This is a genomic window from Cupriavidus sp. C1SS-2L (assembly GCF_057073735.1).
This window is the reverse complement of record NZ_CP172708.1, coordinates 2399904-2425590: the sequence shown is the minus strand read 5'-3', so window position 1 is coordinate 2425590 and position 25687 is coordinate 2399904. Positions and strand designations below refer to the sequence as shown.

The 25687-nt window shown below is 63.4% G+C and carries 24 protein-coding genes and 2 tRNA genes; 16 read left to right on the top strand and 10 right to left on the bottom strand.

What is annotated here, in order from left to right; all coding sequences use genetic code 11:
• The first annotated feature begins 6 nt into the window (after positions 1 to 6).
• The 6 genes from pstC (at position 7) to phoR (ending at position 5668) form a co-directional block, all read left to right on the top strand.
• The gene (pstC, locus tag ACIGJG_RS11210; protein ID WP_011298324.1) at positions 7 to 972 is read left to right on the top strand and encodes a phosphate ABC transporter permease PstC; all 966 of its coding nucleotides are present in this window, start codon (positions 7 to 9) and stop codon (positions 970 to 972) included.
• Positions 969 to 1871 carry a phosphate ABC transporter permease PstA gene (gene pstA, locus ACIGJG_RS11205; protein ID WP_011298323.1) on the top strand — a complete coding sequence of 301 codons (903 nt, stop codon included), beginning with the start codon at positions 969 to 971 and terminating at the stop codon, positions 1869 to 1871. The genes pstC and pstA overlap by 4 nt, the downstream gene beginning before the upstream one ends.
• A 56-nt stretch (positions 1872 to 1927) precedes the next feature.
• The gene (gene pstB / locus ACIGJG_RS11200) at positions 1928 to 2716 is read left to right on the top strand and encodes a phosphate ABC transporter ATP-binding protein PstB (RefSeq protein ID WP_011298322.1); all 789 of its coding nucleotides are present in this window, start codon (positions 1928 to 1930) and stop codon (positions 2714 to 2716) included.
• Positions 2717 to 2773: 57 nt separating this feature from the next.
• A complete protein-coding gene (gene phoU, locus ACIGJG_RS11195) occupies positions 2774 to 3478 on the top strand; it encodes a phosphate signaling complex protein PhoU (RefSeq protein ID WP_011298321.1) in 705 nt (234 codons plus the stop codon).
• A gap of 28 nt (positions 3479 to 3506) precedes the next feature.
• Entirely contained in the window at positions 3507 to 4214 is a 708-nt protein-coding gene (phoB, locus tag ACIGJG_RS11190; protein WP_011298320.1) for a phosphate regulon transcriptional regulator PhoB, read from the top strand.
• A 119-nt stretch (positions 4215 to 4333) separates the two neighbouring features.
• Positions 4334 to 5668: a phosphate regulon sensor histidine kinase PhoR gene (gene phoR / locus ACIGJG_RS11185; RefSeq protein ID WP_011298319.1), complete on the top strand. Its 1335-nt coding sequence runs from the start codon at positions 4334 to 4336 to the stop codon at positions 5666 to 5668.
• A 93-nt stretch (positions 5669 to 5761) separates the two neighbouring features.
• On the opposite strand, the gene ppk1 is transcribed toward phoR, so the two are convergent.
• A complete protein-coding gene (gene ppk1, locus ACIGJG_RS11180; RefSeq protein WP_011298318.1) occupies positions 5762 to 7846 on the bottom strand; it encodes a polyphosphate kinase 1 in 2085 nt (694 codons plus the stop codon).
• A 194-nt stretch (positions 7847 to 8040) separates the two neighbouring features.
• Here ppk1 and ppx point away from each other — a divergent pair, with 194 nt between their 5' ends.
• Positions 8041 to 9573 carry an exopolyphosphatase gene (ppx, locus tag ACIGJG_RS11175; protein ID WP_011298317.1) on the top strand — a complete coding sequence of 511 codons (1533 nt, stop codon included), beginning with the start codon at positions 8041 to 8043 and terminating at the stop codon, positions 9571 to 9573.
• Between the two features lie 81 nt (positions 9574 to 9654).
• Here the strand turns inward: ppx and ACIGJG_RS11170 are convergent, their stop codons facing one another.
• From ACIGJG_RS11170 to infA, 3 genes are all read right to left on the bottom strand, one after another.
• Positions 9655 to 10500: a GNAT family N-acetyltransferase gene (locus tag ACIGJG_RS11170; protein WP_011298316.1), complete on the bottom strand. Its 846-nt coding sequence runs from the start codon at positions 10498 to 10500 to the stop codon at positions 9655 to 9657.
• 362 nt (positions 10501 to 10862) lie between these two features.
• Entirely contained in the window at positions 10863 to 11339 is a 477-nt protein-coding gene (locus tag ACIGJG_RS11165) for a SixA phosphatase family protein (RefSeq protein WP_011298315.1), read from the bottom strand.
• A gap of 224 nt (positions 11340 to 11563) precedes the next feature.
• On the bottom strand, positions 11564 to 11785 hold the full coding sequence (gene infA, locus ACIGJG_RS11160; RefSeq protein WP_006578938.1) for a translation initiation factor IF-1: 222 nt from the start codon (positions 11783 to 11785) through the stop codon (positions 11564 to 11566).
• A 617-nt stretch (positions 11786 to 12402) separates the two neighbouring features.
• On the opposite strand from infA, the gene ACIGJG_RS11155 reads away from it, so the two are divergent.
• The gene (locus ACIGJG_RS11155) at positions 12403 to 12936 is read left to right on the top strand and encodes a hypothetical protein (RefSeq protein ID WP_140949091.1); all 534 of its coding nucleotides are present in this window, start codon (positions 12403 to 12405) and stop codon (positions 12934 to 12936) included.
• 506 nt (positions 12937 to 13442) lie between these two features.
• On the opposite strand, the gene ACIGJG_RS11150 is transcribed toward ACIGJG_RS11155, so the two are convergent.
• Positions 13443 to 13519: transfer RNA gene (locus ACIGJG_RS11150), tRNA-Pro, on the bottom strand.
• 395 nt (positions 13520 to 13914) lie between these two features.
• On the opposite strand from ACIGJG_RS11150, the gene ACIGJG_RS11145 reads away from it, so the two are divergent.
• Both ACIGJG_RS11145 and ACIGJG_RS11140 read left to right on the top strand, forming a co-directional pair.
• Positions 13915 to 15150 carry a GGDEF domain-containing protein gene (locus ACIGJG_RS11145; RefSeq protein ID WP_483673073.1) on the top strand — a complete coding sequence of 412 codons (1236 nt, stop codon included), beginning with the start codon at positions 13915 to 13917 and terminating at the stop codon, positions 15148 to 15150.
• 41 nt (positions 15151 to 15191) lie between these two features.
• Positions 15192 to 15268 (top strand) — tRNA-Arg (locus tag ACIGJG_RS11140).
• Positions 15269 to 15338: 70 nt separating this feature from the next.
• Here the strand turns inward: ACIGJG_RS11140 and ACIGJG_RS11135 are convergent.
• Positions 15339 to 15695, bottom strand: coding sequence for a hypothetical protein (locus ACIGJG_RS11135; protein WP_011298312.1), 357 nt, complete (start codon positions 15693 to 15695; stop codon positions 15339 to 15341).
• Positions 15696 to 15895: 200 nt separating this feature from the next.
• On the opposite strand from ACIGJG_RS11135, the gene ACIGJG_RS11130 reads away from it, so the two are divergent.
• Genes ACIGJG_RS11130 through ACIGJG_RS11120 form a run of 3 tightly spaced genes read left to right on the top strand, consistent with a single transcriptional unit; the run spans position 15896 to position 17835 of the window.
• Positions 15896 to 16150, top strand: coding sequence for an RNA-binding protein (locus ACIGJG_RS11130; RefSeq protein WP_011298311.1), 255 nt, complete (start codon positions 15896 to 15898; stop codon positions 16148 to 16150).
• 26 nt (positions 16151 to 16176) lie between these two features.
• Positions 16177 to 17193, top strand: coding sequence for a hypothetical protein (locus ACIGJG_RS11125; RefSeq protein ID WP_011298310.1), 1017 nt, complete (start codon positions 16177 to 16179; stop codon positions 17191 to 17193).
• A gap of 54 nt (positions 17194 to 17247) precedes the next feature.
• Positions 17248 to 17835, top strand: a complete 588-nt coding sequence (locus ACIGJG_RS11120; protein WP_011298309.1) for a hypothetical protein — start codon at positions 17248 to 17250, stop codon at positions 17833 to 17835.
• A gap of 19 nt (positions 17836 to 17854) precedes the next feature.
• On the opposite strand, the gene ACIGJG_RS11115 is transcribed toward ACIGJG_RS11120, so the two are convergent.
• Complete coding sequence (locus ACIGJG_RS11115) at positions 17855 to 18889, bottom strand: AraC family transcriptional regulator (RefSeq protein ID WP_049796420.1); 1035 nt, start codon at positions 18887 to 18889, stop codon at positions 17855 to 17857.
• 203 nt (positions 18890 to 19092) lie between these two features.
• Here ACIGJG_RS11115 and ACIGJG_RS11110 point away from each other — a divergent pair, with 203 nt between their 5' ends.
• The 3 genes from ACIGJG_RS11110 to ACIGJG_RS11100 are packed head-to-tail and all read left to right on the top strand — an operon-like array spanning position 19093 to position 22602.
• Positions 19093 to 20073: a quinone oxidoreductase family protein gene (locus ACIGJG_RS11110; protein WP_140949092.1), complete on the top strand. Its 981-nt coding sequence runs from the start codon at positions 19093 to 19095 to the stop codon at positions 20071 to 20073.
• 11 nt (positions 20074 to 20084) lie between these two features.
• A complete protein-coding gene (locus tag ACIGJG_RS11105) occupies positions 20085 to 20933 on the top strand; it encodes a TauD/TfdA dioxygenase family protein (RefSeq protein WP_483672315.1) in 849 nt (282 codons plus the stop codon).
• A 22-nt stretch (positions 20934 to 20955) separates the two neighbouring features.
• On the top strand, positions 20956 to 22602 hold the full coding sequence (locus ACIGJG_RS11100) for a fatty acid--CoA ligase (protein WP_011298305.1): 1647 nt from the start codon (positions 20956 to 20958) through the stop codon (positions 22600 to 22602).
• 893 nt (positions 22603 to 23495) lie between these two features.
• Here ACIGJG_RS11100 and ACIGJG_RS11095 read toward each other — a convergent pair.
• The 3 genes from ACIGJG_RS11095 to ACIGJG_RS11085 form a co-directional block, all read right to left on the bottom strand.
• Positions 23496 to 24194 carry a DsbA family oxidoreductase gene (locus tag ACIGJG_RS11095; protein ID WP_011298304.1) on the bottom strand — a complete coding sequence of 233 codons (699 nt, stop codon included), beginning with the start codon at positions 24192 to 24194 and terminating at the stop codon, positions 23496 to 23498.
• Between the two features lie 40 nt (positions 24195 to 24234).
• Positions 24235 to 24435, bottom strand: a complete 201-nt coding sequence (locus tag ACIGJG_RS11090; RefSeq protein WP_041679648.1) for a DUF1289 domain-containing protein — start codon at positions 24433 to 24435, stop codon at positions 24235 to 24237.
• 81 nt (positions 24436 to 24516) lie between these two features.
• On the bottom strand, positions 24517 to 25575 hold the full coding sequence (locus tag ACIGJG_RS11085) for a beta-keto acid cleavage family enzyme (RefSeq protein WP_011298302.1): 1059 nt from the start codon (positions 25573 to 25575) through the stop codon (positions 24517 to 24519).
• Positions 25576 to 25687 lie beyond the last annotated feature (112 nt).

Below are 25687 nucleotides of genomic sequence, written 5' to 3'. Positions count from 1 at the left end.
TGCACCATGGCGACTTCGTCCGAAATTTCAGCCGTCCGGCCACCAAGCCGCACTGGCGACATCCTGTTCGGCGGCCTGACCCGCGGGGCCGCCATCGTGACGCTGCTGCTGCTGGGCGGCATCATCGTGTCCCTGGCTATCAGCGCATGGCCTTCGATCCAGACATTCGGCGCCCGATTTCTCTGGACTGCGGAATGGGATCCTCCCGCTGACGTCTATGGCGCACTTGTGCCGATCTACGGCACGCTTGTGACTTCGCTGATTGCACTGATCATTGCCGTGCCGGTGAGCTTTGGCATCGCACTGTTCCTGACCGAGTTGTCGCCAGCCTGGCTGCGCCGTCCGCTCGGCACTGCTATTGAATTGCTGGCCGCCGTGCCGTCGATCGTCTACGGCATGTGGGGTCTGCTGGTGTTCGCGCCGATCTTCGGCGAGTACTTCCAGAAGCCGCTGGCTGCCACCATCGGCCAGGTGCCGGTGATCGGCAAGCTGTTCCAGGGTGCGCCGCTCGGCATCGGCCTGCTGTGCGCGGGCGTGATCCTCGCGATCATGATCATTCCGTACATCGCCTCGGTGATGCGCGACGTGTTTGAAGTGACGCCGGTGCTGCTCAAGGAATCCGCCTATGGCGTGGGCTGCACGACCTGGGAAGTGATGTGGAAAGTGGTGCTGCCCTACACCCGCGCCGGCGTGCTCGGCGGCGTCATGCTCGGCCTCGGACGCGCACTGGGCGAAACCATGGCCATCACCTTCGTGATCGGCAATACCAACCTGCTTGACAGCGCGTCGCTGTTCTCGCCGGGCAACAGCATTACGTCCGCACTGGCCAACGAGTTTGCGGAAGCCGGCGCCGGCCTGCACACGGCTGCGCTGATGGAACTGGGCCTGATTCTGTTCTTCATCACGTTCGTGGTGCTGGCGCTCTCCAAGCTGCTGCTGTTGCGACTGGCAAAGAATGAGGGTGCAAAATGAACCAGGCGAGCCACGCTGTGTCTTCCGCATCGATTCCCGCTGTACGGCCCGACGCCGACGCTGTGCGCACGCGCCTGCAAGCGCGCCGCCGCCGCACCAACCTGATTGCACTGGCCGCGTCGCTGGGCGCCATGGGTTTCGGCCTGTTCTGGCTGGCCTGGATCCTGTTCACCACGGTCACGCTGGGCGTCGGCGGCCTGTCGCTGGACCTCTTCACGCAGATGACGCCCGCGCCGAATACCGCCGGTGGCGGCCTCGCCAATGCGATTTTCGGTAGCTTCGTGATGGTTGGTGTCGCCACGCTGTTCGGCACGCCGCTGGGCATCCTGGCCGGCATTTACCTGGCCGAATATGGCAAGGCGTCGCCGCTGGCCAGCTTCATCCGCTTCATCAACGACATCCTGCTGTCGGCGCCGTCGATCGTGATCGGCCTGTTCGTCTACGCCCTGGTGGTGACCCGCATGGGGCACTTCTCGGGCTGGGCGGGTGCATGCGCACTGGCACTGCTGCAGATTCCGATCGTGGTCCGTACGACCGAGAACATGCTGAACCTGGTGCCCAACGCTCTGCGTGAAGCCGCCTTCGCGCTTGGCACGCCGAAATGGAAGATGGTGCTGTCGATCACGGTGAAGTCGTCCTACGCCGGCATCGTTACCGGCGTGCTGCTGGCCGTGGCGCGTATTGCCGGCGAAACTGCACCGCTGCTGTTCACCGCGCTGTCCAACCAGTTCTGGACCAGTGACCTGAACAAGCCGATGGCAAACCTGCCTGTGACGATTTTCCGCTTCGCCATGAGCCCGTTCACGGAATGGCAGCAACTGGCCTGGGCAGGCGTGTTCCTCATTACGATCGGTGTGCTTGCGCTCAATATCGTGGCGCGCATGCTGTTCAAGAAGTAACCGGCGCGCGATTCCAGGAATCGGACCGGAACCCGAATATTTAGCGAGATACCAGCATGACTTCGACTGTCATCGACATCCCCGACTCGGTGCGCGCCAAGATCGACGTGCGTAACCTGAACTTCTACTACGGGCAGTTCCACGCCCTGAAGAACATCAATATGTCGATCCCGGACCGCAAGGTCACGGCGTTCATCGGCCCGTCGGGCTGTGGCAAGTCCACGCTGCTGCGCACGTTCAACAAGATGTACGGCCTCTACCCGGAGCAGCGCGCCGAGGGCGAGATCAACATGGACGGTGAAAACCTGCTGACCAGCCGCCAGGACATCGCGCTGCTGCGCGCCAAGGTCGGCATGGTGTTCCAGAAACCGACCCCGTTCCCGATGTCCATCTACGACAACATCGCGTTCGGCGTGCGCCTGTTCGAGAAACTGTCGCGCTCGGAAATGGATGATCGCGTGGAGTGGGCGCTGTCCAAGGCTGCGCTGTGGAACGAGGCAAAGGACAAGCTGCACCAGTCGGGCTACGGCCTGTCGGGTGGCCAGCAGCAGCGCCTTTGCATCGCGCGCGGCATTGCGATCCGCCCTGAAGTGCTGCTGCTCGACGAGCCGTGCTCCGCGCTGGACCCGATCTCCACGGGCCGCATCGAGGAACTGATCGCCGAGCTCAAGGACGAATATACGGTGGTGATCGTGACTCACAACATGCAACAGGCTGCCCGCTGCTCGGACTACACGGCCTACATGTACCTGGGCGAGCTGATCGAGTTCGGCGAGACCGAGAAGATCTTCATCAAGCCGCACCGCAAGGAAACCGAAGACTACATCACTGGCCGGTTCGGCTGATGCCGTCCGCCGTGCCACGCCAACGCCCCGGAAACCCACAGCGGTCTGGAGATACCCATGACTGACAAGCACCTGTCAACGCAATTCGACGCCGACCTCAACGCCATCAATACCAAGCTGCTGCAGATGGGTGGCCTGGTCGAATCGCAGATTGAACTCGCGATGCGTGCGCTCGCCGATTTTGACACCTCGCTGGCCGACCAGGTCATCGCGCGCGAACAGCAGCTCAACGCGCTGGAAGTCGAGATCGACGCCGACTGCGGCAACATCATCGCGCGCCGCCAGCCAACCGCGCGCGACCTGCGCCTGGTGATGGCCATCTCCAAGACCATCACGAACCTGGAGCGCGCGGGCGACGAAGCCGAGAAGATCGCCAAGCGCACCAAGCACATCATGGAAGATGCGGCGGCGCATAATATCAACTATGCCGAAGTGAAGCTGTCGGGCGAAATGGCAATCACGCTGCTGCGCCAGGCACTGGATGCGTTTGCGCGCCTGGACACGGTGGCGGCCGCGCGCATCGTCAAGGACGACAAGGCCATCGACGAGGAATTCCGTGGCTTCGTGCGCAAGCTGATTACCTACATGATGGAGGATCCGCGTACGATCTCGGTCGCGCTGGACTTCCTGTTCGTGGCCAAGGCGATCGAGCGCATCGGCGACCATGCCAAGAATATTGCGGAATTCATCATCTACATCGTCAAGGGGACGGATGTCCGCCACGCCTCGCGCGAGGACATGGAGCGTGAGGCCCTGAGCTGAGCGGCGTTATCTCCGGAGAAACATACACATGCCAAGCAGTATTCTCGTTGTCGAAGATGAACCGGCGATCGCTGAACTAATCGCCGTCAACCTGCAGCACGCGGGGCACTATCCGATCCGGGCCTACAACGCCGAACAGGCGCTGTCGCTGATGAGCGACGTGCTGCCAGACCTGGTGCTGCTGGACTGGATGCTACCGGGCAAGTCAGGCGCCACCTTCGCCAAGGAGTTGCGTGCGAACGACCGCACCAAGCAGATTCCCATCATCATGCTCACCGCCCGCAGCGAAGAGCAGGACAAGGTGATGGGGCTCGAAGCCGGTGCGGACGACTATGTCACCAAGCCGTTTTCGCCCAAGGAACTGCTTGCCCGCATCAAAGCCGTGCTGCGCCGCCGTGCGCCGCAGCTCACCGATGATGTGGTGGCCATCAATGGCCTGCGTCTGGATCCGGCCACGCACCGCGTGACCGGCGAAGACAACGCCGGCCCGATCAAGCTCGACCTCGGTCCTACAGAGTTCCGGTTGCTTCACTTCCTGATGACGCATCCGGAGCGCGTGCATAGCCGTTCGCAACTGCTGGATCAAGTGTGGGGCGATCACGTGTTCGTCGAAGAACGTACGGTCGACGTGCATATCAAGCGCCTGCGTGCTGCGCTGACGCCGGGCGGCTACAGCAATATGATTGAAACCGTACGCGGCAGCGGTTACCGGCTGGCTCGCACGCCAGGCAATTGAGATTGGCCCTGGCCATCCTTTGCGTGGCCAGTTGTCACGGATTCGTGGCAAACTCTGCCGCAACGGCGGTTCCCCCGCCACTTGCCCGCACCGCGGGTTCCTGAGTCTCCTTTGCGCGCATGAATGTCATCTGGGCCCGCTCCGTGGCCATCCTGATCAGCCTGGTGGTGGTTGCCGTCGGGGTCTATCTTCTGGCGGGGGCGGTGCCTGCGCTGGCGGTGATGAGTGTGTCGCTGCTTTGCCTGGTGGCATTCCACCTGTACCAGATCAACCGGCTGTGGAAAGTGCTGGACGCGCCAGCGTATGGTGAAATTCCCAGCGCGCCGGGCCTGTGGGGCGAGGTCTATTACCGCCTGCACCGGCTGGTCAAGCGTTGGCGCCTGCAGGTACTGCAAGTGGAGCAGCAGCACACGCGCTTTATCCAGGCGATCCAGGCTTCGCCCAACGGCGTGCTGATGCTGGACGACGCCGACCAGATCGAGTGGTGCAACAGCGTGGCTGAACTGCACCTCGGCTTGAATGCACGGCGCGATGTGCGCCAGCGCATTACGCACCTGATTCGCCGTCCCGAGTTCGTTCACTACCTGACACGCCAGCGCTTTGATGAGCCATTGGCCATGCGCGACATGGGCGAGCACAAGCAGGGCGTGATCTCGGTGCAGGTGCTGCCGTATGGCGACAACCGCAAGCTGGTCATCACGCAGGACATCACCAAGCTCGAGAATACGGAAGCCATGCGGCGCGACTTTGTCGCCAACGTTTCGCATGAGTTGAAGACGCCGCTCACCGTGCTGACCGGCTTCCTGGAAACCGTGCGTGACCTGCCGGTTTCCGAGGAAGACCGTCAGCGCTATGTCGACATGATGCTGGTGCAGTCCATGCGCATGCAGAGCATCGTGGAAGACCTGCTGGCGCTGGCCAAGCTGGAAAGCGATGCGCAACCGCCCGGGCAGGATCTCGTCCCGGTCCGCGAGATGGTGGATCATCTCGTCCACGATGCGGAGGCGCTGTCACAAGGCCGCCATCATATCGCTGCGGAGATCGATCCGACCGTGGAGCTGCGCGGCACCGAGTCCGAACTGATGTCGGCGCTGGGCAACCTGGTATCGAATGCCGTGCGCTATACGCCCGCCGGCGGGCGAATCACGGTCCGGCTCGGCTGGGATGATGGACATGCCGTGTTTTCGGTCGCGGATACCGGGCTGGGCATCGCGCCCGAGCATATTCCCCGGCTAACCGAGCGTTTCTACCGTGTCGACCGCAGCCGGTCGCGTGACACCGGCGGTACCGGGCTTGGCCTGGCAATCGTCAAGCATGTGGTCTCGCGCCATCATGCCGAGCTGCGCGTGAACAGCGAAGTGGGGCGGGGCAGCGTGTTTCGGATCATTTTTCCGATCGAGCGCAGCGTGCGCGAGGTGGCGGACACTGCCGATCCTTCGCGCCGCGCTGCCTGAGCGCTGCTGGCGGCTATTTGCCGCTGGCAACCATCCTTTCCCTTGGAAAAATGGCCCGCACAAGCGGGCCATTTCTTTCTGGCGGAGCCTGGCTTATGCGTTTCCGAACGATGCCAGCAGGTCGTTCTGGCTGACGTGTGGATGCTTGGAACGCGTCTGCTTGCGTACATAGTTGCCGTCGGGCTGCATGATCCACGCCGAGGCGTTGTCGCGCAGGTGCACCTGCAGGCTTTCCTTGATGACGCGTGCCTTGAGCGCCTTGTCCAGGACCGGGAAGGCGACTTCCACGCGGCGGTAGAGGTTACGGTCCATCCAGTCGGCGCTCGACAGGTAGAGCACTTCCTCGCCGCCGGCCAGGAAGTAGTAGACGCGATGATGCTCCAGGAAGCGACCGACGATCGAGCGCACCGAGATGTTCTCTGACATGCCGGGCACGCCGGGCATCAACGCGCAGACGCCGCGCACGATCAGGTCGATCTTCACGCCCGAGCGCGACGCTTTGTAGAGCTCATCGATGATGGACGGTTCCAGCAGCGCGTTCATCTTTGCGATGATGCGAGCAGGCTTGCCGGCGCGCGCATTGCGCGCTTCGGCACGGATATGCTCGACCAGGTTGCTATGCATGCTGAACGGCGACTGCCACAGGTGGTTCAGCCGTATCGTGCCGGCAGTGCCCGTCAGCAGCTGGAAGACGTGATGGACATCCTCGCAGATGGCCTCGTTCGCGGTCAGAAGGCCGAAGTCCGTGTACAGGCGTGCCGTGCGCGGATGGTAGTTGCCGGTGCCGAGGTGGGCATAGCGGCGGAGCTTGACCTGCTTGGCCTTGGCGCCGGCCAGTTCGCGGCGCACGATCAGCAGCATCTTGGCGTGGCACTTGTGGCCGACCACGCCGTAGATGACGTGGGCGCCGGCCGACTCCAGCCGCTCGGCCCAGTTGATGTTGGTTTCTTCGTCGAAGCGTGCGAGCAGTTCCACCACGACTGTGACTTCCTTGCCATTGCGCGCTGCGGTCATCAGCGCTTCCATGACCAGCGATTCGTTGCCGGTCCGGTACACCGTCTGCTTGATCGCCACCACGTTGGGGTCGGTCGCCGCCTGTTGCAGTAAGTCCAGTACAGAGTTGAAGCTTTCGTATGGATGGTGCAGCAGCACGTCCTGCTGGCGTATGACATCGAAGATCGGTGCGCCACTGGTGAAAGGCTTGACCGGTGCCGGCACATGCGGCGGAAACTTCAGCGCCGGGCGGTCGACCATGTCTGGGATCTGCATAAGCCGCACCAGGTTCACCGGACCCGACACGCGGTACAGGTCCTGTTCGCCCAGGCCCGATTCCAGCAGCAGGCGGCGCGACAGCGCGGGTGGTGTGTCTGACGAGACTTCGAGCCGAACCGTATCGCCGAAGTGCCGCGTCGGCAGCTCGCCTTGCAGTGCTTCGCGCAGGTCCGTGATTTCGTCTTCGGAAACGAAGAGGTCGGAATTGCGCGTGACGCGGAACTGATAGCAGCCCCGGACGTCGATGGACGGGAACAGTTCATGCACGAAACCTTGCATGAACGACGACAGCATCACGAAACCGAACGGATAGCCCGACAGCTTTTCGGGCATCTTCACGACGCGCGGTAGCGCGCGCGGCGCCTGCACGATGGCCAGATCCGCCTCGCGGCCAAACGCATCCTTGCCTGAAAGTTCGACGACGAAGTTCAGGCTCTTGTTGAGTACCCGCGGGAAAGGGTGCGCGGGGTCCAGGGCGATCGGTGTGAGCACCGGCCCAAGCTCGCGCACGAAGAAATCCCTGGCCCACTCGCGCTGCGCATCGGTCCAGGTGGTTGTCAGGTGAAAAAAGATGCCTTCCTTCTCAAGAAGGGGAAAAATGACGTTCTGCAGCATGTCATACTGCGAAGCAACAAGTTGCTGCGTCCGCGCCGTGACCAGCTGGTAGGCTTGCTGGAAGGAAAGACCGTCGGGGGTGAGGCCGGAGGCGTTGTCCCGCATCTGTTCCTTCAACCCGGCCATGCGGATTTCAAAGAACTCATCCAGATTGCTGGACACAATGCAGATGAATTTGAGTCTTTCCAGCAGCGGTACCTGGAAGTCGGCAGCCTGTGCCAGAACGCGTGCATTGAATTCCAGAATGCCCAGCTCGCGATTGAGCAGCGTGCTGGACGGTGTCGTCGACATGGGCATGACCTTCTTTTGGTAATGTGGCGACTTTTTCATACATTCATGTCACTTTTATGACACTACGATTTTGTCATGATGCGGACATGCCGAGGACATAATTTTCTGGGGTGCGAGCCGCCCCCGGGCGGAGCGTCCATCTCGTCTGATGCGGCCTCCCGGCGCCCTCTGCGTTTCAGTTTTCCAGATACCGAATGAACAACACTCCACGCCTGCTGGCCGCCGTCGACATGGGTTCGAACAGCTTCCGCCTCATGATCGGGCGGGTGGACGAAACCCCCACTAGCAACGGCCCGGCCAGCCAGATCTTCCAGGTCGACGCGCTGCGCGAGCCGGTGAGGCTCGCAGCAGGCCTGACACCGGACAAGTATCTCGACCAGCCGGCACGGCGCCGCGGCATCGACGCGCTGCGCCGCTTCGGCGACCGGCTGCGCGACTTCTCCCCGGATCAGGTGCGTGCCGTGGCGACCAACACGCTGCGCGTGGCCAAGAATGCATCGGAATTCCTGATCGAGGCGGAAGCGGCGCTTGGCTTCCCGATCGAAGTCATCGCAGGCCGTGAAGAAGCGCGCCTGATTTACCTGGGCGCATCGCACGATGCACCGGTGTGCCAGGGCAATCGCCTTGTCGTGGACATTGGTGGCGGTTCGACCGAATTCATCATCGGCAGCGGCTACCAGTCGAAGCTGATGGAAAGCCTCTACATCGGCTGCGTGTCGCACAGCCGCCAGTTCTTTCCGAGCGGCAACGTCGACGAGTATGCGATGAAGCAGGCCGAACTCGCCGCACGCCGAGAGATCCAGGTGCTGGTGCGCCAGTATCGCGCGGCGGGATGGGAGCAGGCGGTCGGTTCATCGGGTACGGCGCGTGCGTTGGCCGAACTGATCGAGCTCAATGGCATGAACGACAGCGCGGCCGAGCATGGCATCACGCGCGAAGGGCTCGAACGGCTCAAGCGCGCGTTGGTCAAGGCCGAGAACGCGAACCGCGTCAAGCTGACCGGCCTGAAGGCCGACCGTATTCCGGTGCTGCCAGGCGGGCTCTCGATCATGCTGGGCGTATTCGCCGAACTCGACATCGATCGTATGGACGTGACCGACGGCGCTTTGCGGCTCGGCGTGCTTTATGACCTGCTGGGACGCAGTCATCACGAGGACATGCGCACCGTGACGGTGGACCAGTTCATGCGACGCTACGGAGTAGACCGGGCTCAGGCGACTCGCGTGCGCCGCGCGGCGACCATCTTGCTGTCGCAGTTTCCGCAGCCGCGCCATGAGCGGCGCGAGGACAACCTCGGGCTGCTGGGCTGGGCCGCGAGCCTGCATGAAGTTGGCATGTCGATTTCCCATAGCGGCTACCACAAGCACTCGGCGTATATCGCGACGCATGCGGATATGCCGGGCTTCTCCAAGACGGATCAGGCTCGCCTGGCGGCACTGCTGCTTGGCCATGCGGGGAAGCTCGGCAAGCTTTCTGGCAGCGGCAAGTTCCTCGACTGGCGCATGCTATTCAGCCTTCGGCTTGCCTTCGTGCTGTGCCGGCGGCGCTCGGACTCCCCGCTGCCCGACATCAAGGTCTCGCAGCGCTCGGATGCGCTGGATGAGGGCTTCGAGGTGCGTGTGCCCAAGGTCTGGATCGAAGCCAATCCGCTGGTCGAATACAGCCTGGCGCAGGAAGCCGATGAATGGCAGCGCATCGGCAAGCGCTACAAGGTCGTGTACGCCTGAGTCGCGGCGCCGAACGTCAACAGAAACGGCGGCCAAGGGCCGCCGTTTTCATTTCGCCGGAGTGCTTCAGGCATGCCTGTTTCAGGCGGTCTTGTTGTTCAGTCCCAGGAAGTGGCGGGCGTAGCGCGGGTTCATGTCGCCCACGCGCAGCAGCGTCAGGAAGTCGGCCACGTTGAAGTCCGGATCCCAGGCCGGCAGGCCGCAGATGCGCGCGCCGAGGCGAAGGTAGCCCTTGATCAGCGCGGGCGGCTCGACATCGAGTTGCTGGTTGAGGTCTTCTACGGGCAGCGGAAGGCGCGGGAACGCGTGGTATTCGATCGGCGCCAAGAAGCGCTCGCTGAACAGGCGGTGCAGGCTTGCGGCATAGTGGCCGCCATCGCTCATCGGCACGCTGGCGCAGCCGAGCATCGATTCAATGCCCCAGCGCTGCAGGTACTCGCCCAGGCCGCCCCACAGCGCCATGATGACACTGCCCGAGCGGTAGTCGCGATGGACGCAGGAACGGCCAAGCTCGAGCATCTTCGGGCGCAGGTGTGACAGGCGGACCAGGTCGAACTCCGATTCGGCGTACAGGCAGCCGATGCGCTTAGCCTGGTGCGGCGGGAGTACGCGGTAGGTGCCGACCACCTTGAGCGTCGCCATGTCGCGCACGATCAGGTGATCGCAGAAGGCGTCGAACATGTCGACGTCCAGCTCAGGCACCTTCGACGTCAGGCGTGCGCCCATCTCTTCGGCAAACACCTTGTAGCGCAGGCGTTGCGCTTCGACTACTTCATCCTGGTGGCGCGCCCACGCCACGCTGAGAACAGGCGATTCACTTGCCGTTGTATCCGACGGGCGATGAAGACGCCTCCGCGCCGACTGGCCGCCGAGGCCATTGGGCAAGGAGTCGAAAAGCGGCTGGGTAGGCGTCGGGAGGTCTCGCATCAGTGTGTCCTTTTGGTGACGAAACTGCTGCGAAGCAATGTAGTCAGTGGCGGTGACAGTGCCGTGACCCGGTGATGACGCTTCCATGACGCACGCCCCGGTGTGGGCGCGTGGCCCGGCCGCCGGCGACGGCTCGGCCTCGGCAGGGCAAACGGGCGGGACGGACGAGTGGGGCATGCTTGCTTCTCCGGGTCACCAGTGCCGGACAGGCCGGCGAACCACGCGACTCTATTGAGCGGAGAAACAGGGGGCTATCGCACTTTCTTGATATTCCTGGACGGTACAGTGGCCACCGGGCCGCCCACGTCGCCGTGGGCGGGAATTCGGAATTGGCTTATCGAATCACTCGCTTATCGAACGCGTCAGAGGAACTCGGGATTGATGACCGCTCGCAACACGGTCTGCGCTTCGCTTTCGCGGGTGCGGCTGGTCAGCCACCAGATACCGCTCTTGCGCACGCTCCAGTCCATTTCCGTGCCGGCCAGCAGCAGGCTGGCGAGCCGTCCGATCCATGGCTGATGGCCTACGACGACGACATTCTCGTCGCCCTGTGGCCAGCCAATTGCACCAAGCACGGCGCTGACGTCGGCGCCGGGAGCCAGGTCATCCAAGACCTCGCTGTGGCTGCTGAATGCCGCTGCCGTCTCGCGCGTGCGCAGCGCCGGGCTGCACAGCACGCGTGTGCCGCTTGGCAACTGGGCGCGCAGCCATGCGGCGGAGGCGTCCGCTTGCTTGCGCCCGCGACGCGTAAGCGGACGCTGCAGGTCCGCATGCCGGCTGAGGCTGAGCGGATCGGGGAGTTCTTCGGCTTCAGCGTGACGCCACAGGATCAGGTTCATGTCGGAACGAGGCAAAGTTCGAGCTTCGAGTATGGTGAAGCCGTCCGACAGGCGCAAGCGGGGCGGGGCGCGGTGGCGCGTGGCCCAAACAATACGGGCTGCCGGTCGGGCAGCCCGCAAGTGTCTCCGAGCGTGGTGTCAGGCGCGTGACACACGCTGGTGCGCACTCAATGTGCTGACGCCGGCGCGGACGCTGTTCCGCTGCCGCCGGCGCTGGCAATGACTCAGGACTTGTGGCGGAAGTTGATGCGGCCCTTGGTCAGGTCGTACGGCGACATTTCCAGGGTGACGCGGTCGCCCGCCAGAATGCGGATTCGGTGCTTCTGCATCTTGCCCGATGCATAGGCCCAGATCTCGACGCCATTCTCCAGCAGGACTCGGTAACGATTGTCGGGCAGGGCTTCCGACACCACACCGCCAAATTCAATGAGTTCTTCCTTAGCCAATCTATCTTCCTCTTTCGGCAGCCCGGGGGCTGCAATGGTTACGTTTTACCGATCCGATGTGACGCGACGCGCGGGCATGCCGGTCCAGCACATGTGCACGGGTTTGCCGCACGGCGGCGGGTCGCGCCTTGGATGGTCCCCGGCAAGCTGACAGGGCCAGGCGACGCAACAGGCCACGTGCCATCCGGTCCGGTTAGGGAATCGTCCAGGGGGCGCAGTCTGCCCGGCCGATCTGTCTTGCCGATTGCGGCCGCAGAACCTCGGCCGTGCGAGTCGCGGATGCGGGGGCACCGTGTTACCGGTCGCTCGCCATAGGTGTAGCGTTGCGGAAGGATCTGAAGGGCCGGCCTTCACGCTGGAGAGAACGCCCGGTGACAGGGATGCGCGGAACATCCCGGGCTAACGATACATTGTAGCACGTGCAGCAATTTTCAATGAGCGCGGTGTTGCGTGAAAGCGAACAGTGTGCATTCAGCCGTCTGCGGGCGCTGGGAATCGCTGAATGCAATCTGTAGATCGCTTATTGTGGCGCGGTAGCCTTGGCATTTGAGCCATATGAACTAGAACTAACTCACGGGCCTGCATGTAAAGGCTCCCTTTTGCAAACGGAGGCATCCATGGAACTCCACATGCAATCGCACCATTATGTGCGCTGCCGGCCTGACTGGCGGGCCGCTGTCGTCGCGGGCCTGATCGCCGGCACCGCTTACATGGTGCTGGAACTGCTGACAGCGCGCTTCCTGTTCTACCTGGGTGCCTGGGACACCGTGAAAATGGTGGCGGCCATTATTCTTGGCCGGGAAGCCTTGTCGTCACCAGACGCCTTCAACTGGACCATTGTGCTGGCGGCAGCGACTGTCCATTACGCGCTTTCCATCATCCTGGCCGCTGCACTGGCGCTGATCCTCGGCTCTTTCCGACTGGATTCCAGCATGGGCCTGGCGTCCGTCGTTGGCATCGTGTTCGGCGTGGCGGCCTATTTGCTGAACTTCTACGTGTTGGGCCGCTACTTCAACTGGTTCGATGAGGCACGCGGTTGGGAAAGCCTGTTTGCCCACGCCTTGTTCGGGCTGGTGGCTGCGGATGCCTATTGCCATTTCGAGCGGCGCAACGCGGCGGCGGGAGCCCCACAGAGCAGTTCGCCGCCGTAAAGGCGAGGCGATCAGCAAAAGAAACCCGAAAGCGGCAAGAGAAGTACGGCTTATGTCTTTGCGACGTAAGCCGTTCTTGTTCGTTCACGGTGGGCTGATTACAAAACAGAGTGCACCCCTTGTTTGTAGGAATCGAGCCTGCAACGGGAGCCTGCTTTCCTACATTCGAGCCTGACTCTGGAGCTTAAGCTGAAAATAGGGATCGAAGGACGAACAGGAGAGCCTTATGAAGACCATTCTTGTTTTGCTTGCCACGTCCGTTGCATTGCTGAGCGGCTGCGTTGTGGCACCTGATCAGGACGGATACCGGGACGGGTATTACCACGGAGACGGTCGGGTGGACCACGACCGCGGTCATTGGGACCATGACCGGGGCGATCATCGCGACTACGGAGACAGGGACCATTGGCAAGGAGGGCCGCGATACTAAGGTGGCGTATTCCTTGGAGGCAAAGAAAAACGGCCTGGACATTGCTGTCCAGGCCGTTGTTCCATCAAGCAAATACTGGTCGGAGCGATAGGATTCGAACCTACGACCCTCTGATCCCAAATCAGATGCGCTACCAGGCTGCGCTACGCTCCGAAGCCGGCGATTGTAGCTGGGTTCTCATCAAACGGTCAATCCATGCGTAAAGGTGCCTTCTGCGGCGCCCCGATGCCGGCTGGCAGGACGGCCCGCCTTGTGGCATGCCAACTGCGGCTTGACTTGCCTTCGCGCCCGGCGATAATCGCCAGACCGTCGGAATCCGTCGTCGTCGCTGTGTTCGAGGGCCGGGCCATTTCCGGACGGACTGATCTGACCATCATCAAGAAAGCGCCTCCTTTTAGAAGGGCGCATCCGGACGCATGACCGCCCTTGCGCGGAACGTCCGGACCCCGGTGTGGCGGCAAATTGAAAACAACGGTCCCAAAGCAGGACCGACAAAAAGGGACGGTGGCGTTGTGCGGGGCGCTGCCTGTTGCTGGACGGGAATGAAGATGTTTCAGTCGCACATGATTGTGCTCATTGCAGGCGTGTTTGCCCTGCAGATGGCGGTGGTTTGCGCCGTGCTGCGCCGCACGCCGGGAATGGCGATGAGCGGCCTGACTTCCTGGGCGCTCGGCGATCTGATGGCCGCCTTGGCGGCAGTGATGCCGGTCGCGGCGGGGTTCGCCGGCTACTGGCTGGCGGCAGATGCCGTCGATATGGGCCTGTTCTCGGCTGTTTCCCTCATGGTGGTGGGCACGCGGCATTTCGCGGGAAAGCCGGGGCGCGCCTCCGTGCTCATCGCCGCAAACGTGCTGCTGGTTGCGGCCATCGCCGGCGGCACATGGTTGACGCATGCGGACTGGCTGGAGCCGTTGCGTCCATGGATGCCGGCAGTGCTCAGGCTCGGGCATGTCCTGCTGCTGCTCGATCTCGCGCGCAGCGTTGCGCCGTTGCTTGCCCAAAAGCGCGGAACGGGCAGGTTGGCTGCGCTGTCGCTGGTAGTGATTGCCGCAGCTTGCGCCGGGTTGAACGCCTGGAAGCTCGCCGGTTCGATCGGCCAGCCCGCCGTTGCCGGCCCGTTGCTGCGGGACGGATCGCTCGTCGTACTGAATGTGTTTGCCGTGGTGGGGTTGTCCGTGAGCTTTGCATTGATGGCTCATGACCGTCTGCGCCGGATGCTGGAGCACAAGGCCAGCCACGATGATCTCACCGGCCTGCTGGCACGCACCGCATTCTGGCAGGCGCTCGAGGCAGCCAGCACGCATGTGGACCGGCACGGCAAGCCGTTGACGGTCGCCTTCATCGACCTGGACCACTTCAAGGCCATCAACGATGTGTACGGACATCTGGCGGGCGATAGTGTCCTGCGGCATTTCGCCGGCTTGCTACGAAAGACGGCGGGGCCAGAGGACATCATCGGCCGGCTCGGCGGCGAGGAGTTCGCCGTGGTCATGCCGGACACCACAATCGAGCGCGGCCGCGCGGTCAGCATGCATCTCAGCACGACCGTGAGAAACACCCCGTGCCCGTCCGAGCCCGATGCCATTGCCTATACCGCCAGCATCGGCATGGCACAGCGAGAGCCAGGGGAGAGTGTGGACAGTCTGATGCGCCGCGCCGACCAGGCGCTCTACGATGCCAAGCAGCGGGGTCGCAACTGCGTTTCGCTGCATCGCGCGACCAAGCCGTCGCATGGCGCAACCCTTGGCGGCTCCGCGCAGTGGCAACGGCGGGCGGCATCCTGATCCGCCGTGCGGCATCGCACTGCGGTAGAATGCTGCCCTTCGCGTCCTTAGCTCAGTTGGATAGAGCACTCGCCTTCTAAGCGAGCGGTCAGAGGTTCGAGTCCTCTAGGACGCGCCATCTCCCGCACCGCAAATCCCTGCGGCCATAAAGCCGGCCCGCGACTGGCCAGCGCGACGCGCCCGTACCATCAGGTGCAATTGGCCCGGTATGTCTCCTGCAGATCCTTCCGTGTCGTGTCCCGCTCGATCTTCGGGACGGGCCGCCCCTGTGCGTTATGCGTTGACGTTCCCGACGACTCGTAGGCACGCTGCTTTGACGTCGCGTTGAACTCTTCCTTCAGTGCCTCGCACTTGGCGCGCCTGGCTTCCTCCGGATCGGTGCTGCCGCCTGACGGCGGGCGATAGGGATTGGATCCTCCCTGCACGGCTTCCGATATGGCGTTCGCCGCGCCTCCGCCCGCGCTCGGGGCCGACTGCGCCAGGGAAGTGGTGGCCACGCCCAATGTCATCAGGGCGGTCAGCAACAGCGGCAAGTGCTTGCGCATAGGCTCTCCGAAATGTGACAGCGCCGGCGGTAAAACCGTCGGACAAGACGAAGGGTAGCGATGCCGGGCTCGGTCTGTCAAAGCGGCGTGCGTTGCCGCGGAATGCGGCCACCCCACCAAAACAGCCTTGTACTTCACCAAGGATGATCTAGAACATACGAGGACGCGGCCGCGTGCGCCGCTGCGAATGGGAGCTCATCATGGCTGTCTTGTTTCTCGGGAATGTTGACGCTGCCGCCACCGACGAGGAGGTCCGGGATTTCCTGGTCAAGTACGGTTTGCCCGCCTATGACGAAATCGAGCATGTCGCGGGCGACGGCACGCATCCTGGCGTGACGGTGGTCTTCAACGATCTCGACCCCGATGCGCTGCGCAAGCTCCAGCCCCGTATCCACGGTATGTTCTGGAAGGGACACAAGATCAACGCCATGGTGATGGCCGAGCGTTTCCGCTGATCGCGAGTTCTCACGTTACGCGCGCCATGGGCTTTCTGCAGTGGATCCAGCGACGAGGCGATCCCCCCCGGCGCCGCGACGACAAGGAACTGGCCGCACTCACCGAGCGCCTGACAGCGCTCAGCCCGCGCTTGCGCCTCGTCCCGCACTATGAGAAGCGGCTGGCGTCCCGGCTCTCCACCGCGCTCGAAACCATTCGTCCGACCGTGACGAGCCTGCCCGCGCCGCGCGAGGCGAGCGAAGCCGCGTGGGCGACCGATCCGCATATCCATGCGTACTTCGGCACGCCTGCAGATGTCCCTCGCGCCTTCAGCCGCTGCCCCGATTTGCGTGAATTCTTCGAGCGTACGCCGGAAGCGGACCACGCCTATGCAGTGCTTGGCATGGCCATGAACGAGCGGCGCACGCTCGGTGTGGCGCTGGAGGGCGATGTCATGCGCGCCGACGTTCCCCAGACCCTCGTGTCGTTCACCGACCACCAGGTAAGGATCTGCGCCGCCTCGGATACGGCACTCCGTGCCGAGATCCTGCTGCGCATGCTGGATCAGCTTGCCATCGAGGCCATTGCGCAGTTTGCAGCGGGCAAGGGGCGGCGCGACACACTGGAGCGCGAACTCATCCTGCTCAAAGCGCAGCTCAAGCTCTACGAGCGCCAGGGCACGGGCCTGCGCTCGATGGTGGGCGGGGAGGTCGCCGACGCGTCGGCAATCCAGGCCGTCAAGGACGAGATCGCCAGCAACGACAGAGAACTCGCGGCGCTGGGCCACGGTGGCGATACGCTCGAGCGGCAGCTCGAATGCCTGGGCGAGGTGTTGGCGGACGCGGCCAACCGCATGCACGTCGACAGCCGCACGGTGCGGCTCAGCCAGGTAAACGTGCTGTTGTCCGCGGACAGTACCGTGCCGGGCGAAGACCTCGAACTGCTGTGCGCGCACGTGCCTGGCGATCCGCCGCTCGTGCGCTGGTTTTCCCTTGTGCGGTACGCGCGGGCCGACATGTTGTCGCAGGCTACGCTGCTGGACGAGGCAGCACGCATGTTGTAGCCCCGCGGGCACCTGCCGCCGCGGTTTTCCTGAACTCCCGCAAGGAGCAAAAGCATGAATTCCAGCAAGCTACTGGTAGCAGCCGCCCTGGCCGCGGCATCCCACCTGGCCATGGCCCAGCCGGAAGCCCGCGTGGAAATGGCATCGGGCGTCGGGGCCGCGATGGTGACCGGCACCGTCAAATCCACGGCGACCATTACCGCGATCGATGCCGCCACGCGCACGGTGTCGCTCAAGAACAAGCAGGGCAAGGTGACGGACCTGCAGGTCGGCGACGAGGTGCGCAACTTCGACCAGCTGCGGGTTGGCGACGTGGTCACGGCCGAATACAAGGAGGCCCTGTCGGTCAACCTGAGCAAGCAGACCGGCGTGCGGTCCAGCACCGAGCGGCAGATTGAGGACCGGGCCGCGCCGGGCGCCAAGCCCGGCGGCATGGTCGGGCGCGAAGTGACCGTCACGGCCGATGTCGTCGCCGTGAACCAGAAGACCGGCAAGGTCACCCTGAAGGGCCCTAAGGGCAAGACGGTGGACCTGCATGTCGACGATCCCGCCCAACTGAAGGGCATCCGCAAGGGTGACCAGGTGCAGGCCGTCTACACCGAAGCGCTGGCTGTCTCCGTGACACCCAAGGCCAGCCGCTGACGCTCGGCGCCTGCCGGCGTTACAGCGTGCCGTGCGCCGGCTGCGCTCCCTGCGGAGCGCGGCTGTCATGCCGGCGCCGCCAGACCAGCGGCGCTTCGCCGAACTGGGCGGAGAACCACCGCGTGAACGAACTTGCCGAGCCGTAGCCCAGTAATTCGGCCACGCGCAGCAAGGAATACTGCGGGTTCTCCACATAGCGCTGCGCCAGCTCGCGTCGGACTTCGTTAAGGATGTCGGTAAAGGTTTCGCCGGCATCGTCAAGCTGTCGCTGCATGGTGCGCAGGCTCAGGCCGAGGCCTTGAGCCACGCCTTCGCAAGTGGCGCGCCCCATGGGCAGCATCAGGTAGACGGCACTGCGCACGTCGCGTCCGATCGACGGCGCATTGACGCGCGGTAGCGTGTCGACGAAGCGCTGCGCATAGCGAGCCATGCCAGGGTCTGCAGTCGGGATGGCGGCATCAAGGTCCGCCGCGAGACAGGAAATCCCGTTGAACTCGCTTTCGAACTCAATCGGACAGCCGAACAGGCGCCGGTGGACCTGAAGGTCTGCCGGCGGCGCGTGCGTGAAATTGACATTGAGGGGGTGCCAGTGCGGCCCAAGCAGCGCGCGGCACAGGCGGAACGCCACGCCGACCGCCAGCTCGCTGGCCTGGCGCGAAGGCGTATCGAGCACCACTTCCTGGCGGATGGTGACGATCTTGCCCGTCTCTTCGAGAAGGATCGCAAGAGACTCGTTGACCAGGTGCCGGTAGCGGATGATCGTGGCCAGCGCCGCGCGCAGCGTCGGCTGCTGGCTGATCAGCAGGCTCATCACGCCGAAGTCGGACAGCTGGCGCGATTCGGCCATGCGCAGGCCGAAGGTCTCGCAGTTCGCCGCTTGCGCCGCACGTTCGAGCAGCCTGGCGCAGGCATTGACCGACACGCGTTGGTCCGGATCGCCGAGCAGTGCGCGGCTCAGACGGACCTCGCTCAGCAATGGCTGTGGGTTGAGACCCAGGTCCCGGGCGACTTCAAAGAAATTGGTCAGCGCGCCCGCGCGCACCAGTGTGTCCAAGGCATGTCTCCATCTCGTTCTTTGTGCAGCGCGCGCCGTTGCGTTGCGCCTGCTTTGTCCCATGCAGCCGCATGATAGGCGGCCGTGGCATGAAATGCAAAGTTGGCGGAAGCCAATGCAAAGCGGTGCGTTCCGGCACCACCTACATTTCACTGCATGAGCGGCGCCCCTTCGCGCCGACACAGATTTCGGAGACAAGTAAGATGGCAAAAGTCGTGCGCATGTATGAAACCGGTGGCCCGGAAGTCCTTCGCTATGAGGACATGGACGTTGGCGAGCCGGGGCCGGGACAGGTACGGATCCGCCATGTGGCGGTCGGCCTGAACTACGCCGACACTTACTTCCGCAATGGCACGTATCCGGTGCCGCTGCCTGCCGGCATGGGCGTGGAAGCGGCCGGCGTGGTACAGGCCATCGGTCCGGGCGTCACCAATGTTGCCGTGGGCGACCGCGTGACCTATACCGGCTTCATCAACACGCTGGGGGCATACAGCACCGAACGCCTGGTGCCGGCCGCGCCACTGATCCGGCTGCCGGAGACCATCGGCTTCGAGACTGCTGCCGCCATGACCATGCGCGGACTGACCTCGGCGTACCTGATGCGCCGCATCTACAACTTCAAGGCGGGCGATACCATCCTGCTGCATGCTGCCGCCGGCGGCGTCGGCCTGATCGTGTCGCAATGGGCGAAGCTGCTCGGCCTGACGGTGATCGGCACGGTATCGAGCGAAGCCAAGGCTGAAGTGGCGCGTGCCCATGGCTGCGACTACATCATCAACTACAGCCACGAAGACGTGGCCAAGCGCGTGCGTGAACTGACCGACGGCGTCGGCGTGTCGGTCGTCTTTGACAGCGTGGGCAAGAACACCTTCATGGCGTCGCTGGATTCGCTCAAGCGCCGCGGCACCCTGGTTTGCGTGGGCACGGCCTCGGGCCCGATCCCGCCGTTCGATCCCGTTTTGCTGGCAATGAAGGGCTCCCTGTTCCTGACGCGCCCGGCCCTGGCCGACTACATCGCGGATCCCGCCGAGAAGGCCGAGCTGGCCGGCGAGATCTTCGGCCATGTCGGCGCAGGCCGGATCAAGATCGAGATTAACCAGCGCTATGCCCTGGAGGACGCGGTGCAAGCCCATCGGGACCTGGAGTCGCGCAAGACCACCGGTTCGTCGATCTTTGTCATCTGAGGGAGCGCGTCATGCAAGTCAAGCAAATCACCTGCTCGCTGGGTGCGGAACTGGTCGGCGTGAACCTCGCTGACGCCGTCAGGGACGATGGCCTGTTCGCGGAAATCCGCGCATTGCTGCTGCAGCACCGCGTGCTGTTCCTGCGCGACCAGAGCATCAGCCGTGCCGATCACGTCGCGTTCGCGCGCCGTTTCGGTGAACTCGAAGACCACCCCGTTGCCGGCAGCGATCCGGAGCACCCGGGTCTGGTTCGCATCTACAAGACGCCCGACCAGCCCAACGACCGCTACGAGAACGCGTGGCACTCTGACACCACGTGGCGCGAGGCGCCGCAGTTCGGTGCCGTGCTGCGCTGCGTGGAATGTCCGCCGGTAGGCGGCGACACCATGTGGGCGAACATGGCGCTGGCCTATGAGCGCCTGCCCGAACACATCAAGGCACAGATTGCCGACTTGCGCGCCCGCCACAGCATCGAGGCAAGCTTTGGCGCAGCCATGCCGATCGAAAAGCGCCTGGCCCTGAAGGCACAGTATCCCGATGCCGAGCACCCGGTGGTGCGCACGCATCCGGAGACCGGCGAGAAGATCCTTTACGTGAACGCGTTCACGACGCATTTCACCAATTTCCATACGGCCAATCGCGTGCGTTTCGGCCAGGACGCGAACCCGGGCGCGCCCGACCTGCTGCGCTACCTGATCAGCCAGGCGTATATCCCCGAGTACCAGGTGCGCTGGCGCTGGGAACCCAACAGCATGGCAATTTGGGACAACACCGCCACGCAGCACTACGCCGTGATGGATTACCCGCCTTGCCACCGCAAGATGGAGCGTGCCGGCATCATCGGCAGCAAGCCGTACTGACCGAACGCCAGAGGAAAACAATATGCAGCAAAACCTGATCGTATCGACGCCCTCGGCGTACTCGTATCCGCTGCTGGTCAAGCAGCTGCTGATTCACTCGATGAGCCTCTATGGCGACCAGGAAATCAGCTACCGCGGCGAAATGCGCTACACGTACCGCGATTTCCGTCGTCGCGTCGGCCAGCTTGCCTCGACGCTCGCATCGCTCGGCGCCAAGCATGGTTCCACGGTGGCCGTGATGGACTGGGACAGCCATCGCTATCTCGAGTGCTACTTCGGCGTGCCGATGATGGGCGCGACGCTGTTCACCGTGAACGTGCGCCTGTCGCCGCAGCAGATCCTGTACACGCTCAACGATGCTGACGCGGACATCGTGCTGGTCCATCCGGATTTCGTTCCGGTGCTCGACCAGATCCGCAACGAGCTCACCTGCAATCCGCGCTTCGTGCTGCTGGCCGACGGCCACGCTGCGCCGCAGACGGAACTGCAGTTCGCGGGCGAGTATGAAGCGCTGCTGGCAGATGCCTCGCCGGATTTCGACTTTCCCGAGTTCGACGAGAACACCAAGGCGGCAACGTTCTACACCACCGGTACCACCGGCGACCCGAAGGGCGTTTGCTACAGTCATCGCGACATCGTGCTGCACACGTTGTCCACGTCGGCCAGCCTCTGCTCGCCGCGCGACGGGCAGCGCATGCATCGCGAAGACGTGTACATGCCGATCACGCCGATGTTCCACGTGCTGGCCTGGGGCATACCGTACCTGGCCGTCACGCTGGGTTTGCGCACCGTGCTGCCTGGCCGCTACGCGCCGGACGTGCTGCTGAAGCTGCGTGAAGCGGAAAAGGTCACGTTCTCGCACTGCGTGCCGACTATCCTGCAGATGCTGCTGCAGTCCTCGCAGGACAGTGGGCAAGATCTCTCCGGCTGGAAGATCATCATCGGTGGCTCCGCACTGCCGCCGTCACTGTGCGAAGCAGCGCTTGATCGCGGCATCGACATCTTCGCCGGATATGGCATGTCCGAGACCGGCCCCATCGTCTCGCTGGCACAGCTGCCGCCCAATGTGAAGCCGGCAAATCGCGCCGACGAAGTTCGCATGCGCTGCTCCACGGGCCGACCGGTGGTGATGGCGGACTTCCGCATCGTCAGCGAAGACATGCAGGACCTGCCGCGCGACGGCAAGAACCGTGGCGAGATCGTGCTGCGTGCGCCTTACCTGACCCAGTCGTACTTCAAGAAGCCTGGCGCTTCGGAAGAGTTGTGGGCGGGCGGCTATCTGCATACGCAGGACGTCGCGGTCATGGGCGAAGACGGCTTCGTGCAGATCGTCGATCGCATCAAGGACGTCATCAAGACCGGTGGCGAATGGGTGTCGTCGATCGAAGTCGAGAATCTCATTTCCGAAGTGCCGGGCGTTCAGGAATGCGCGGTGATCGGCGTACCGGATGACAAGTGGGGCGAGCGGCCGATGGCCTTCGTCGTCCGCAAGGCCGGCGCGGAAGTCGGTGCGGACAGCATCCGCGAAAAGCTGCTGGGACATGTCGATTCGCGTCGCATCAGCAAATACGCGGTGCCCGAAGCGGAACGTATCGCCTTCGTGGCGGAGATACCGAAGACCAGTGTCGGGAAGATCAATAAGAAGCAGCTGCGGGAAAAGGCAGCCTGAAGGCAAAGGTAGGAAGGGATTGTGCGCTGGCTCTTTGAAGGGGGAGTCAGCGCTTTTTTTTGGTTTGGATTTAGAGGTCTGGGGTTTTTGAGGGGATGTCGCTCTTGGCGAGCGCCGCTGTTTCGCCGGCGTAGCCGGCGACCTACTTTTGCCCGAGCGGCAAAAGTAGGCAAAAGCGCGTCAGGCTTGCCCTAACGGGCGAATATTGATCGTAGTGGGCTGAGGGTGTTGTACGGGTATGGGCTTCAGAGTTCGTCCGCCTCAGTGACGAGGCCCGCGCATTGCATGCGCGAAGTCGAGGAAAGGGGCTTCGGAACGAACCACGGGCGCGAGCGACGTTGATGAGCTTGCACCCAGACTAGGACGCGCCCAGCGCAGCCGAAGGCGTCCCACCACTGACGTTGTTGAAACGCTGTACCCGAGTCCAACTTGGGGATCGTTCAAAAGCCGTGCCGCGCCAGGCACAGGTTCTGACTCACATAGCGTGAGCCGGGTCGAACGTCGATCACGTCTCGCGAGACCAAGGCCGCTTGAACACAAGAAGCGCATCGTTGATGGCCAGCCGCCAGGCGACGCGCTTCTTGCCTACTTCTTGTCGCTCGGACAAAAGTAGGTCGCCGGCTACGCCGGCGAAACAGCGGCGCATGCCAAGAGCGACGCCTTAATCCCGACCACAAAACCCGCGCGGGCTACACCGGCGAAAACATCGGCGCTTGCTACGAGCGATAGATACGCGCGATAGACACCCGCACCCAGAAGCCCCAACGAAATCGCCCTCCACATTGGAGGGCGATTTCAATGTCCCCGCCGTTATGACAGGCGAGCGCAGGGTACTCCGGAATCGATCGATGCAGGAAGCAGGGCGGACGTGGTCCTGTCCCCGTGGAAGCGACTCAGGCAACCGCCCGCGTGGCGATTTGCTTGGCCCGTGCGAGCGCACGCAGCATGGCTTCAAGCAGCGCCGCAGGCGGCCGCGAACCCGACACGCTATGCGTGCCGTTGAAGATGAAATGCGGTACGCCGAGACCGGCGCGCGGTGGCGGATCATCAGGGCCGTTCAGCGGCGGCAGCCAGTCCATGTCGTGCTGCACGGGCGTACCTTGTTCCAGCGGGGACGGAATGCCACACTCGGTCAGCGCTTCCCGGAGCACCTGTCCATCCCCGATGTTCGCACCGCGCATGAAGTAGCGCATGAACAGGTTGTCGACCAGCGTGGCAGCCGCGGCAGCGCCGTCCTGTTCGCGCACGAAGCGTACCAGGCGATGGGCCAGCATGGTGTTGGGGAAGGTCTCGATGCGGTCCAGTGCGAGCGTGAGGCCGGCTTCGCGTGCCGCGGCAATGACCTGCGCCTGGCGCACAGCCACGGCTTGCGGACTGCCGAGTCGGGCTACGTAGAAATCGCGGTAAGGAATGCCATCCGGCGGTGTGGCAGGAATCAACGGGTAAGAGCGCCACTCCAGCTGCACGGTAACGTCGGGGCGTTCGCGCGCGAGCAGGTCGATGGCGGTTTCAAGATGCCGCTTGCCGATCAGGCACCACGGACAGATCAGGTCGAAATACGCTTCGACCGAGAGAATATTGGAATGGGTCATGGCTACTGCGGGATGGCGCAGGGAAATGTGCGCGCGGCGCTCAGGCGCAGGACACCGGGGCGCTGCGCCGTGGGCGACGCGCCGACACCGCGGCCATCACCTCGGCACGCTCGGGTTCGGTCATCTGCTCCCAGCGGCCGATTTCGACCAGGGTCCTGCCGCAACCCTGGCAATACTTGCCCGCCTGGTCCATACGGCAGATGTTGATGCAGGGGTTCGCGACGGAAGTAGATGGGTTCATGATGTCCTTTGCGTGAGACGCCGTTTGCGGCAAAAGGCCGACCCGGGGCGATGTGCCCCAGGTCGGCACAGTCTGTGCGCGTCAGGCTGCCTTGCGCAGCGGAAGGTTCTTCTGGCCGGCCTTGCGGTTCGGCGCCATGCCGTGCGCTTCCAGTGTTTCTTCGGCGCTGTCGTACCACGTGCCGATGCGGTAGATCTCGCGCGCTTCCTTGCCGGAGGCGATCTCGCGGCCCAGTTCCCTGGCCACGCGCACGCACTGCTCGATCTGCTGCACCGAGGTCATGCGGTTGCCGTGCTGGTCGATGATGGTGTCTTCGATGCCGCAGCGGGGGTGCAGGCCCATGGCCATCGCCATCATGTTGAACGGCAGCACGTTTTTCAGCAGCGACTCTGCGGTCAGCGTGCAGCCGTCCGGTGCGCGATGCACGAAGTTGACGAAATTGAACGGATTGGGACCATCGAAGCCGCCGCCGATGCCGATCCAGGTCAGGTTCAGCGGACCCTTGTACTTGCCGGCGCGAACCATGCGCTCCAGCGTTTCCATCGCATGGATGCCGGTAAGCTGGAAGTGCGGCTGGATGCCAGCGTTGCTCAGGCGGCGCAGGTGCTCTTCGACCCAGCCCGGGCCGGCCGGCACGGTCATCTCGCGATAGGCCTCGACGTAGGCCGGATGGGACAGCGACGTACCCTCGAGGTATTCGGGGTACAGCAGTTCCATGATGTTCATCTGCGTGGTGTTGATCGCCACCGTGACCTGGTCCGGCTTCGGGTCGAGGTCGGCCAGCATGTGCCGAGTGTCGTCCGACAGCCACTTGGCGGCCTGGCCGTCATCTTCCGGTGCGAACGAGATCGAACCGCCGACCTGGATGATCATGTCGGGCACGGCAGCGCGCACGCCGGCGATCAGTTCGTTGAACTTCGACAGCCGCTTCGAGCCCTTGCCATCCAGTTCGCGCACATGCAGGTGCAGCACGGTGGCGCCCGCGTTGTAGCAATCCACGGCCTTCTGCACCTGTTCTTCCATGGTCACCGGAATGTCTTCCGGGAAGTCCTGCGGCATCCACTCGGGGCCGTACGGGGCCACGGTGATGACCACTTTGTCCTGGTTCTCGGGGTGCAGGGAATCGTCGAGAAATTGCATTGCGTTGCTCCTGAATGTGTTGGCTGCCGGCTATGTATGCTGCCGTCTTTGCCTTGTCGTGGGAACCGTTGTTCCGATGGTCAAAGTATCGGCGAATGGTGTAGGGAAATTT